This is a genomic window from Thalassospira sp. SN3W (assembly GCF_038070535.1).
Taxonomy (GTDB): domain Bacteria; phylum Pseudomonadota; class Alphaproteobacteria; order Rhodospirillales; family Thalassospiraceae; genus Thalassospira; species Thalassospira xiamenensis.
Genome location: NZ_CP121124.1, coordinates 3,625,409 through 3,637,268, shown reverse-complemented (window position 1 = coordinate 3,637,268; position 11,860 = coordinate 3,625,409). Strand labels below are relative to the sequence as shown.

The following is an 11,860-nucleotide window of genomic DNA, read 5'->3' as shown; positions in this document are numbered from 1 at the left end:
CCTTGCTTTTAAAACCCGGTATCTAGGATACGAAGCGTTTGAATATTCCGAAATCGGGGGCATTTTGCGGAAAACCGGTTGCCGCAAGGGTTATATCACAGGGATCATAGTGCAGGTCATCATCGCGATGTTTTTCATGACCCGCCCTGCCCTTGCTTATATGGGCCCTCATGAACTTGTCATCGGGTCCTATTCCGCCGATCAGGATGATATTGACCTCGCACCGCTGATCGAACGTCTGTCAACCAAACGGCAGGTTCGAACAGCCGCCGATGTCACCATGCTCCCGGCAGACGATTTCACACCGCTTATGGGATCAACCGGCCCCGGTTACACGCTTGAAGCCGTCTGGTACCGGATGCAGATCCTTGTCACAAAGGACGGCGAAAAACCGCTTGAACTCAAACGCTATCTTGAAATTTCACCGCCTTATCTGAACCGGATAAGGCTTGCGATCCTTGATGCCGAGACACGGATAACCGTCTGGAACGATGTCGTTGGGGATCATATCCCCCCGAACCCATACGAAGCCCGGGGTCGCCAGCATCTAAGCGCATGGCCCAACCTTCCGGCAGGAAAATACTGGCTGGTGATCAGCGTTTCAAGCAACAGCGCCCAGCTTTTGAATGCGTCTATAAAATCCGATACATCCCTGATCACCGAAAACGTGCAGGATACGTTTCTGTACGGGCTTTATCTTGGCATCCTTTTAATCGGCTTCATGGTCTATTTCACGCTGGGTCTGCTGATCCGCGACCGGGCGATTGTCTGGTACGGGCTTTATGTTCTGGCCCTGTTTGCCGGAACGGCGGGCATTTCTGGCTATGCCCAGCTTCTTCTGTCCGGCACATGGCAATTTGCCAGTGATGCCATCACCGGTGCCGGCACGGCCTTCTCGCTTGCGACCAGTGTGATGATGTGGGCCTACATCATTGAACTGGACAAATACAAGCGCACCGTATTCACGGCTCTTGCGGTTTACGCGGCACTTGCAAGCCTGTGTTCCCTGACATCGGTCAGCGACCTGTACATCCATTTTGCGCGCAGCTTTTTCCTGTTCCATATCGGTGTGCTGCTGATCCTCTATGGCTATCTGTTCTATTTTGGTGCGACCAAGCCCGATGCGCGAAAGCTTCGGATCTATTTCGTCGCATTGGGATTGCCCGCCGCTGCGGCAATCGTGCATCTGCTGATGCTGATGGGCCTTGTTCCGGCCAACAGATTTACCAGCAACTGCTATCAGGTGGCATCGCTTGTGCACCTGCTATTGCTTGGCATTGCGATGGCAGGCCGGACATACGCACTTGCCAGCCAGCGCGTCACAGCCGTTCAAAACAGCACGCGCGCCAATCAGCTCGCCGACGAGCAGCGCGAATTCATCACCATGCTATCCCATGAATTCCGAACACCACTGGCCATTATACAGCGCGCCGCCGAAATGGTTTCGCTTCATGTTCGCGACGCCCCGGAAGCCATAACCAGCCGTATCGCAACCATTCGCAGAAATGCGACCCAACTGTCTGAACTGGTGAATGTGTTCCTGACAAAGGAAACACTTGATAGCACCAATTTCCGTATTTCCCCCAGACCAACCGTTCTGGCACCGTTCCTGCGCGACCTTGTCCTCCGACGTCAGCGCGAGACGCCCGATCATGACATTGAGCTGGAAGAGGTGGATTTTACCGTCGCAAGCATCGACAGAACCCTGATCGAACGCGCGATATGCAATCTGATTGAAAACGCGCTTAAATATGCCCCGGATGCCAGTGTTCGCATCGGCTTCACCCACCGCAGCGATGGAAATGTCTATATCCGCGTCACCGACAATGGGCCGGGAATTTCGCCCGATGATCTGTCGCTTGTTGCCGACGCATTTTACCGTGGCAACAGATCGGGCAGCACCCATGGCGTCGGTCTGGGTCTGCATATCACCAACCGGATCATCATCGGGCATATGGGTCGCATGACAGTCAGCGTCGGCGAAAACGGTGGCACCACCATCCTGATCCGCCTGCCCTATGACCGCGAACTGACCAAAAACAACATTGAAGCGGCGCGCACCACCAATCTTGATCCCCCGACGGCACCTGCCTGCGACCCGGAAAATGCGTCATGAGCCATCCGAAAAACAGACCGATGCTTTTCTGTTTCCGGCTTCTGCTGGCGCTACTGACCATGCTGTCGGTCACGGCCCAGCTGTCCCCGGCCACGGCAACGGAGGTCGGCAAACTGACCCTTCTGCCGGACATCGCGGCCCCTGTGAATTTGCATGATCACGTTCTGTGGCTTGAAGACCGCACAAACGATCTGACACTCAATGACGTTTTGAACCTGCCAAACGATGATTTCACCCCAAGTACCGGCGTGCCAAGTTTTGGCTATACGGGCGATAGCGTCTGGTACCGGCTGCAACTGTCTGTTCCGCAGGGCCTGACACAATCCCTGCAACTTGAAATTCAGCCAAACTACATGAATTTCATCGATGCCTATCTGATCAGGCAGGGAACATCGCGCCATCTGTGGCAAAGCCATATGGGCGATCATGTCCCGGCAGGCCTGCGCCCCACGCGCGGCAGCCAGCATGTCGACCGCTTCCCGCCACTCGAACCGGGTGATTATACTCTTTTCATCCGCACCAAATCGAACAGCACCCAGTTATTGATCGCCAAACTTTGGCCAACCGATCAGCTTTTTTCCAGTCTGACGCTCCGCGACGGGGCAATGAGCATCTATTTCGGTGTCATCCTGATGCTCGGCGTGGTTTACACCGTTCTGGGCTCTCTCGTCCGGGATCGTGCGATTGCGACATATGGTGTCTGCGTTATTTTGATTGGCACACTGGCATCCGCGGTCAACGGGCTTGTGCTCGCGGTCATTCAACCCGAATGGCCCTATGCCAATGACCTGATTGTCGGGGTGACCAATGTCGTCGGCTCGGCTGCCTCCATTTTTCTCTGGTTCTATATTCTTGATCTTGGCAAACAGAATGTTGTGATCGCGCGGATCGCTAAAGTCTATTGCGGGCTTTCGGTTGCCTGCGCTCTAACCGTGACCACCGATTTTTATGCGCTTTACGGCACATATATCGTGCCGCTGCATGCCGCGTTACTCACGACACTGTCCCTGATTGTTGCCTACCGGATCATCCGGGCACCAAGGCAGTGGCTTTTGTGGATCTATCTGGTTGTCATTGTGATCCCGATCGGCGGGGCCGTGCTGTTGCAACTGACACATGCCGGGTTGATTGCCGCCACGCCGTTCCGGCTTGGCCTGCATCAGTTCACGCTGTTTTTCCATATGTGCGCGATGGGTATCCTCATGGGGTTCCGCCTTTCGCAGATCGAAAAGGAACGCATGAACATGCTCAGGGTCACCGCGGCAACAACATCGCTTGTCGGGGAACAGCGAAAACTGATTTCCATGCTGTCGCACGAATTCCGCACACCGCTTGCGGTTATTCAACGGTCTTCCGAAATGCTGCTGCTTCGGCTGCGCGATGCCCGCAGCGACGTCACCGACCGCCTGCAACGCATTCAGGATCAGGCACGCAAACTATCGCGTCTGGTGGATATTTTCCTCAACAAGGATGGCATCGATGACGGTGACTTTGCGCTGGCCCGCGAACTGGTGCCGGTCAATCGTCTGCTGACGGACTTTGTCGCAGATACATCGCGCGCCGATGCCGAAATCACTCTGGAATGCGTCGGGACCGAACAGCTTGAAACCTATGTCGATGCCACACTGGTCGGGCTTGCGATCACCAACCTGATTGAAACCGCACGGCGTTACGCTCAAGGAGCTCCAATCCATATCACCGTCCGTCGCAATGGCGAATGGCTGGTGGAAATCGATATTCCCTGCCACGGCAAAGATTTGAACAACCAGGAAATCCTGCGCATCAGTGACGCCCTCTTCCGCCAGGATATCGGGCCAACCGCAATGCAGAATGCGCTGGGGCTTCATATCTCGCAGCGCATCGTTGATGCACATGGCGGATCAATCAAATTGCGTGACAAGGGCACCGACGGGATCGAGCTATGCCTGTTGCTGCCATGCGAAGACAGCACCGGGTCGTTCGACATCTGAACGGATAACAGTCAATCAGGCGGTTTCGCCAGCACCCAAAATGATACCGGGCGAAGTAAAGGCATAGCCCCGCCCATATGCGGTCCGAACCGGCAATTCATCGCCCGTTTCGCGCAGGACTTTCTGACGAACGCGCCGGATCGCCGTATCAAGGTTACGGCAATTTTCGGCCGTATCGGCCTTGCCCAGCGCCATGACGATTTCCGGGCGTGTCAGCCACGCCCCGTTTGCCTCGACCAGCAATTGCACGATGGTGCGTTCCGTCGCGGTCAAAGTCGAAGAACCGCCGCCCGAATTGCTCAGCGTCCAGTTCAGCATATCAAGGGTCCAGGCCCCGTCTTTTTCCGGGTCTTCAACCACATCGTCATCTTTTTTGCCAACCCGGCGCAACAACGGGCGCAGGGCCGCCTCGATCACCGAAAGCGGGCTGTCTTTCGTCAGGTAAACATCCGCACCGGATTTATACCCCGTAAGATGATGATCCATCCCCGCAAGGGATGTCAGCATCATGATGCCGCAATCAAGGTTGGCGCGCGCATATTTGGCCAATTCATAGCCATCGGCATCCGGCAGCATGATATCGAAAATGACCGCCGCAGGTGTTTTGGATTGCAGCGCACGATGAAACGCTGCGCCGGTTTCACAACCGACAACATCAAAACCGCACATCTCGAGGTATTCGCACAAATCCCGATTAAGATCGGCATTGTCCTCGACCACGAAAACACAAGTCGCCATCGTTTCCTGACCCGCAGCCTTTTCCGGCTGTTCAACGCGCGCGTGCGCGCTGTATCCATTCATTCAACTTCGCCTTCGCTGTTTGCACGAAACCAACCATTTGCGCGATCTTCCTGATCGCAATTCTCTTTATCTTTAATGGTATGTGGCGATTGGGTAAAATCCGCAAGCCCCAAGCACGATCTGTCAGAAATTGCCAGATTCACCGGACCAAAAAAGACCCGCAATTCTGGCACTCGAAAATGCACCAGAACGGCGGGCCTTTTATAATTCGTTGTTCAAACCGGTCAACCTATACATCCATAGATTGCAGGCCAAAAACAGCTATACCATCGATGTCGCAGTTGCGACCGAAATCGACTGAACCGTGTCATGAACATCATGCACCCGGATCATCTGAACACCGTGCCGCCATCCATTGACCGCCGATGCAATCGATCCGCCCAGCCGCTCCTTGGGGGATGCTGCCGGATCAATCTTGCCGATAAATGATTTGCGCGACGTGCCCAGCAACACCGGGCAACCCAACCCATGAAAAATCGCCAGACGCGATAACAGTTCCAGATTGTGCGACAGCGACTTGCCAAAACCGATGCCCGGATCAACACAGATACGATCGCGCGCAATCCCGGCCCGTTCGCAACTTTCGATCCGGTCCAGCAGATAGTCATACACATCCAGAACCGCACAATCATATTGCGGGTTTTCCTGCATCGTGCCCGGTTCGCCCTGCATATGCATCAGCATCACGGGCCTTCCCGATGCCACGGCGACTTCCATCGACCGTTCATCGCCTTCAAGCCCGGTCACGTCATTGATGATCGCCGCACCGGCCTCAATCGCGGCCTCCATCACGCTTGCATGGCGAGTATCGATGGAAACGCAATGGCCGTCTTCGGCCAGGGCCCGGATCACTGGAACAACGCGGGCGATCTCGTCGGTTTCGGACACGGCTTCCGCCCCCGGCCGGGTCGATTCCCCCCCGATATCAAGGATGGATGCCCCCTGTGACGCCAGCGCGCGCGCGCGCGCAATCGCCTGATCGGTGCTGTTGTAATCGCCGCCATCCGAAAAACTGTCCGGTGTCACATTGACAATGCCCATCACATGACAGGACGCCATATCAAGCCCGGCAAAATCGGCGCGTTTGGTTGTCAGACGGTTCAGAACATCATTGATTTCATCCACCCGCCCCGAATTCTGGACCCAGCCTTCAAGGGCCAGCAACGGCAGGATCATGCTTTCGGCACCGCCGCCGTCGCGACGGCGAATGATTTCAAGCGCGGAAAAGCCGCGCCGCGATCCGGCAAGTGGTAACGTATTGGGATCATCGGCATGGTCGATGAAACCGGTAGGTGCGTAATATAACGGTCCGTCAAAATCAGCGAAGCCCCGCACATCGGCGGGGCTTCGCAGGACCGATCCTTCGATCTTGTCCATCAGTCTCTTTCAGTTAGCTGCCCGGCTGTGGCTCCGGGGACAAATCCCCGCCACCTTCACCCGGGTTTTCCTTGCGCGCACCACCGGTGGTCGGAACCGTCGAACGGCGTCCGCCGCCCGCGTCCTTGCCACCACCATTGGAATGGCCCGCACGGTTGATTTCCTCGCCGCGCAGAAGCGCATCGATTTCCTTGCCCGACAGGGTTTCGTATTCCAGAAGCCCCTTGGCAAGAACATGCAGATCGTCAAGATGCTCGGTCAGAACCCGCTTGGCGAAAACATAGGCCTCGTCGGAATAACGACGCACTTCCTCATCGATCAGCTGGGCTGTTTTTTCCGAAACATTCTTGTGCTGGGCAACGCTGTGCCCCAGGAACACTTCTTCCTGATTATCCACATATTTGACATTGCCAAGCTTGTCCGAAAAGCCCCATTCGGTCACCATCTTGCGCGCATACTGCGTCACCATGTTGATGTCCGAAGATGCACCCGTGGTGACCTTGTCCTTGCCAAAGATGATTTCCTCGGCAACGCGGCCACCCATGGCAACCGCAAGGTCGGAAATCAGCTGTTCGTAGGATTTGGAAACCTGATCGCGTTCCGGCAGGCGCATCACCATACCCAACGCACGACCGCGCGGAATGATGGTTGCCTTGTGAATCGGATCGGATGCCGGGGTATGCAGCGCAACAAGCGCATGGCCACCTTCGTGATAGGCCGTCAGCTTCTTCTCGTCGTCGGTCATGATCATGGAACGGCGTTCCGCCCCCATCATCACCTTGTCCTTGGCGTTTTCAAAATCGGCCATGGTGACGACGCGCTTGCCAAGACGGGCCGCAAGAAGCGCTGCCTCGTTGACAAGGTTTGCCAGATCCGCACCCGAGAAGCCCGGCGTGCCACGCGCAACCGTGCGCAGGTCAACATCCGGCCCCAGCGGAACCTTGCGGGCGTGAACACCAAGAATACGTTCACGACCTTCAAGATCGGGGTTCGGCACAACAACCTGACGGTCAAAACGACCGGGGCGCAGCAATGCCGGGTCCAGAACATCCGGACGGTTGGTTGCGGCCACAAGGATAACACCCTCGTTGGCCTCAAAACCGTCCATCTCGACCAGAAGCTGGTTCAGGGTCTGTTCGCGTTCATCGTTTCCGCCGCCAAGACCGGCACCACGATGGCGGCCAACGGCGTCGATTTCATCGATGAAGATGATGCACGGGGCGTTCTTTTTGCCCTGTTCGAACATGTCACGCACACGCGATGCGCCGACACCAACAAACATTTCCACGAAATCGGAACCCGAAATCGTAAAGAACGGCACATTGGCTTCACCGGCAATCGCACGTGCCAGAAGCGTCTTACCAGTACCCGGAGGTCCGACAAGAAGCATGCCTTTGGGGATTTTACCGCCAAGGCGCTGGAATTTCTGCGGATCGCGCAGGAAGTCGACGACTTCTTCAAGCTCGCCCTTGGCTTCCTCTATCCCGGCCACGTCTTCAAAGGTCACCCGACCGGATTTCTCGGTCAGCATCTTGGCCTTTGATTTGCCAAAGCCCATGGCCTTGCCGCCGCCGCCCTGCATCTGACGCATGAAGAAAATCCACACACCAATAATCAGCAGCATCGGGAACCAGCTGATCAGCGCGCTCATAAGCGGCGACAGGCTTTCTTCCGGCTGGGCAATAATACGAACGCCCTTGTCGTTCAGACGTTCGACAAGGCTCGGATAATCAGGGGTATAAACACTAACGGTCCGGTTATCGCGGGTTTGCGCTGTAAGAGTGTTGCCCTGGATCGTAACTTCTGAAATCTGGCCGCTGTCAACTTCGGCCAGGAAGTCCGAAAACGCCAGCGTTGACTGGCCGCTCCGTCCTGATGGCGACTGAAACAGGTTAAACAAAGCCACCAAAAGGATGGCTATGATAACCCACAGTGCGAGATTTTTTCCCATATTCATTCCAAGCTACTGATCGCAATTTGTGTTCGCCATGACGCGCAATCGCCCTGCGCACGGCCTGACCATCAGATAATGATAAGGTACCTTTACGCAAGTAGGACGTCGGGTTTCGGCGACGATTTAAACCCACTTTCCCACAAAGGTGTCGGGGGTGCAAACCGCCATCGCATGCCGATTGCGTTTTCTACCCCCATCGGGGCCGTGCGGCAACCGGCGGCGGATAATACGTCGGAAATGCCTGAAACCTCAAGCCCGCCAACGGAAAGCAGAACTTCTTTATCATAAAGTGCGGGTATGGATGCAAGGGCCGCGCGCGGCAAATGATCAACAAATGGCGCGATTTTGCCAATGGCGGCCCGAAAGGCGCGCGTGTGAAACGCATCACAAGCCGACAGCGGCGCAATCACAAACCGCCCCAAATCACCGTAATCCGCGGTTGCCCCCGCGCCATGATCTGCGAAAAACAGCTCGAACCGATTGTCCCAACGCTGTCCGAAACCATCGCGCATCAAATCGGCATCAATGCGAACCGGATGGGCATCCACGCGCCCGATCTCTCGATAAACCAGCAAAATGCCCCCCCGGCGATGCAACACGCATCCCCCCAGACTGACCCGCGCATCTTCCTTCTCGTTGATTTGCAACAGGGCCGCCGTCAACGCGCCCAGTGCCGGCATATAATTTTCTCCGCCAACCACCCGGACAATATGCCCAAGGCCATAGCGTGCGGTTACTTCATCACCGCCGACATCCCGCCAGTTCGAATAATCGATACGCGCAATACCGCAATTTGCAATCTGCACCGCCGATGCCAGAAGATCGGCAATCCGGTATTCCGCAGTCTGGCGTGCATCGGCACCGCTTTGAACCGTCTCTTTTTTCGGGCCGTCCATCATCGGGTTGTGTCTGATGCGCACGCGCTCAAAACGGACATTGCGGTTGGACGGGTCTTCGATCCAGTCCTGCTGGCGGGTCCGGAGCGTTGCAATCAGATCAACCTTGGCCACGGGCAGCAAAGGCCGCAACACTCTGGCATTGCGCAGATAACGCCGCGCTGCCATCCCGGCCCGGCCGATCACGCCACTCTCGCGCTGTTGCCGCATCACAAGCGTTTCATGCTGATCATCGCGATGATGGGCGATCAAAAGGTGCAGGATGCCAATTTCCCCCAACGCGCGGTCCAGCAGGTCATAGCGGGCCTTGCGCGCCGCTTCCTGAATACCACTTTGCGGTTTGGCCCCGTCCCAGCGCAAAATACGATGATCAATGCCATGTTTTCGAAGCTGCTCCCCAACCCGGATCGCTTCCTCTGCCGCCTCCGCACGCAGGCCGTGATCAACCGTGATGGCGGTCAATTCGCCGCCGTTTGACCCGCACCATTCATGCGCCAGTAACGCCAACGCCATACTGTCCGCGCCACCTGAAACCGCCACGGCAATTTTCGGCCGATCTTCAAACGGGCCAAAAACATTCATCAGGCGTGAAAAGACAACGGCGTCCAATGGGGTTCCATCGGACGCCGGATCGGGATTGATAATATTTTCCGGTTGGTCTGCCATCAGACTGCCATCAGGAACAGCCGCGGTTCTTGCGTTCCTGACGGGCACGGTCAAGCACGACCGCCGACGCATTCGGGAAGTTTGAAATCAGATGGCCAAACGTCGTGCAGGCATCGTCCTTCTTGCCCAGATTGCCAAGCGACATGCCAAGTTTAAGCAGGTTATCGGCCGCCTTGCTGCTATCGGGATAGGTCTGGAAACCTTCGGTAAACGCGACAGCCGCCTGATCATACTGTTCGCGAACATAAAACGTTTCGCCAAGCCAGTATTGCGCATTCCCGGCCAATGCATTGTCCGGATGGCTTTTGACAAACGCGGCAAGGGCGGTTTCCGCCGCCGCAAAGTTCTGTTTGCGCAAAAGATCAAAAGCATAACGATACTGTTCTTCCGGTGTCCCGGCCGGAAGGGCACCACCGCCACCAGATGCGGCCGCGGCAGGTGCCGGCCTACCTGCCCCTGTATTGGATGGGCCGGACGGAACAGAGGGCGGCGAACCTTCATTCTCGATCACACCGAACAATTGGGTACCACGGTCATCAACCCGTTGCCCCGTACCGGCGGTATTTGGCTGGGCATTCGATGCGCTCGCACCGTTTGCCGCCGCTCCGGCCGCCGCCGACGGGGCAACAGCACCGGTCTGCGTGCCACCGGCATTGGCGCCGCCTTCAAGTTGACCAAGGCGGAAATCAACATCGGAAACCAGACGATCAAGGCGATCTTCAATCTTGCGAATGCGGAAGTCGAATTCTTCGATCTGGCCGGTAAGCTGGGTCACCGCGCGTTCGATCTCGTTGATCTGAACCTGCTGGCGCGCCGCGGCCGGACTTCCATCACTTGAACCACCATCGGCAACACCACCCGAAGGAACACCCTCGCGGTAGACGTAACGCTGCAACAGATCAATATCCTTGCGCAACTGTTCGACCTGACGGGTCATGTTGGATTCTTGCGCCCGTACCGGTGCACCGCCAGGAACAGTCATCCCCAGCAGGGCCGCGACGGCAAACACCGACAAATAGCCGACCGGGCGACGGCGCAGCGCCCCCTGTTTTCCCCCAACGGTTGGTGAATGCGCCGCCGCGGAAATCTGGTGCGGAAGGGCGTCATTTCGATAACCGGTTTTCGGGCCAACTCGGATCATTTTCGGGTCCTTCGTCGTAATTTCGAACATCACATTCCCAGTATCATCAAGGAACATCCAGGGTCAGAACCCCTTAATTTGGTTGAAATGGTCAATCAGATTTGTGCGGATACGCGAAGCAAAATCGCAGGAAGATATATATCTTTCAAGGTTTTGCGACAAAGTAGCCCGTGCAAATCTGATTGATCCGAAGGACAGGTGTTATATTTGCGAACTCCGACGTCAAATCCCTTGTCCGGGATGCCAACCCGCACTGCGGGCTTTTCCTTGGAGTTCGCAAATATAACACCTGCCATTCCAATCAAATTAGGGGGTTCTGACCCTATGTTGCAACACTTTGAGGCGGCAAAAATAAGGCGCCTGTCCCTTTCGGAACAGGCGCCTTGAAATTCAGGCTTTCACCTGCACGCGCTTAACGGATAACCGAAACAGAGCGGCGGTTTTTAGCCCAGCTTTCTTCGTCGTGGCCAAGCGCGACCGGACGTTCTTTACCATAAGAAATGGTTTCGACACGTGACGGATCGATGCCAAGCGCAACGAGGTAATCTTTCACGGAGTTCGCGCGACGCTCACCCAGTGCAAGGTTGTATTCACGGGTACCGCGTTCGTCGGCATGGCCTTCGACAACCACTTTGTACTGCGGGTATTTTTTCAGCCAGGCAGACTGAAGTTCCAGCGTACGGCGTGCTTCGCCCGACAGGTCATATTTGTCGAAGCCAAAGAATACGCGATCGCCAACATTAACCGCGAACCATTCCGGGCTGCTTTCAGAAAGCGTGCTCGAAGTGGAAGACGGCTGATTGGTGGTCGAAACACCTTCGCCAGCAGAAGTTGCCGAGCTGTCAGGTGCGGTTTCACAGGCAGCCAGAAGTGCGGCAGCAGCAAAAACACTCAGAATCCGAAGTTTCATTTAAGTTTTCCCCTTAACACCGGACGCAT

8 protein-coding genes are annotated in these 11,860 nt (G+C 56.1%); 2 read left to right on the top strand and 6 right to left on the bottom strand.

What is annotated here, in order from left to right; all coding sequences use genetic code 11:
• Positions 1–136 precede the first annotated feature (136 nt).
• Together P8T57_RS16660 and P8T57_RS16655 are read left to right on the top strand one after the other, a co-directional pair.
• Entirely contained in the window at positions 137–2,116 is a 1,980-nt protein-coding gene (locus P8T57_RS16660; RefSeq protein WP_341363731.1) for a sensor histidine kinase, read from the top strand.
• Positions 2,113–4,086 (top strand): sensor histidine kinase, encoded by a 1,974-nt coding sequence (locus P8T57_RS16655; RefSeq protein ID WP_341363730.1) that lies wholly within the window; start codon positions 2,113–2,115, stop codon positions 4,084–4,086. The genes P8T57_RS16660 and P8T57_RS16655 overlap by 4 nt, the downstream gene beginning before the upstream one ends.
• Positions 4,087–4,101: 15 nt before the next feature.
• On the opposite strand, the gene P8T57_RS16650 is transcribed toward P8T57_RS16655, so the two are convergent.
• From P8T57_RS16650 to pal, 6 genes are all read right to left on the bottom strand, one after another.
• Positions 4,102–4,887 carry a response regulator transcription factor gene (locus P8T57_RS16650; RefSeq protein ID WP_341363729.1) on the bottom strand — a complete coding sequence of 262 codons (786 nt, stop codon included), beginning with the start codon at positions 4,885–4,887 and terminating at the stop codon, positions 4,102–4,104.
• Positions 4,888–5,148: 261 nt separating this feature from the next.
• Positions 5,149–6,264, bottom strand: a complete 1,116-nt coding sequence (gene folP / locus P8T57_RS16645; RefSeq protein ID WP_341363728.1) for a dihydropteroate synthase — start codon at positions 6,262–6,264, stop codon at positions 5,149–5,151.
• Positions 6,265–6,277: 13 nt separating this feature from the next.
• Positions 6,278–8,215 carry an ATP-dependent zinc metalloprotease FtsH gene (gene ftsH, locus P8T57_RS16640; RefSeq protein WP_269451301.1) on the bottom strand — a complete coding sequence of 646 codons (1,938 nt, stop codon included), beginning with the start codon at positions 8,213–8,215 and terminating at the stop codon, positions 6,278–6,280.
• Between the two features lie 92 nt (positions 8,216–8,307).
• Complete coding sequence (gene tilS / locus P8T57_RS16635; RefSeq protein WP_341363727.1) at positions 8,308–9,780, bottom strand: tRNA lysidine(34) synthetase TilS; 1,473 nt, start codon at positions 9,778–9,780, stop codon at positions 8,308–8,310.
• A 10-nt stretch (positions 9,781–9,790) separates the two neighbouring features.
• Positions 9,791–10,921, bottom strand: coding sequence for a tol-pal system protein YbgF (gene ybgF, locus P8T57_RS16630; RefSeq protein ID WP_341363726.1), 1,131 nt, complete (start codon positions 10,919–10,921; stop codon positions 9,791–9,793).
• Positions 10,922–11,333: 412 nt separating this feature from the next.
• Complete coding sequence (pal, locus tag P8T57_RS16625) at positions 11,334–11,831, bottom strand: peptidoglycan-associated lipoprotein Pal (protein WP_007092132.1); 498 nt, start codon at positions 11,829–11,831, stop codon at positions 11,334–11,336.
• Between the last annotated feature and the right edge of the window lie 29 nt (positions 11,832–11,860).

Bases quoted from the DNA above. Each gene is read 5' to 3' on its own strand.
- P8T57_RS16660 (WP_341363731.1), top strand. From the start codon at position 137: ATGACCCGCCCTGCCCTTGCTTATATGGGCCCTCATGAACTTGTCATC.
- P8T57_RS16655 (WP_341363730.1), top strand. From the start codon at position 2,113: ATGAGCCATCCGAAAAACAGACCGATGCTTTTCTGTTTCCGGCTTCTG.
- P8T57_RS16650 (WP_341363729.1), bottom strand. From the start codon at position 4,887: ATGAATGGATACAGCGCGCACGCGCGCGTTGAACAGCCGGAAAAGGCT.
- folP (WP_341363728.1), bottom strand. From the start codon at position 6,264: ATGGACAAGATCGAAGGATCGGTCCTGCGAAGCCCCGCCGATGTGCGG.
- ftsH (WP_269451301.1), bottom strand. From the start codon at position 8,215: ATGGGAAAAAATCTCGCACTGTGGGTTATCATAGCCATCCTTTTGGTG.
- tilS (WP_341363727.1), bottom strand. From the start codon at position 9,780: ATGGCAGACCAACCGGAAAATATTATCAATCCCGATCCGGCGTCCGAT.
- ybgF (WP_341363726.1), bottom strand. From the start codon at position 10,921: ATGATCCGAGTTGGCCCGAAAACCGGTTATCGAAATGACGCCCTTCCG.
- pal (WP_007092132.1), bottom strand. From the start codon at position 11,831: ATGAAACTTCGGATTCTGAGTGTTTTTGCTGCTGCCGCACTTCTGGCT.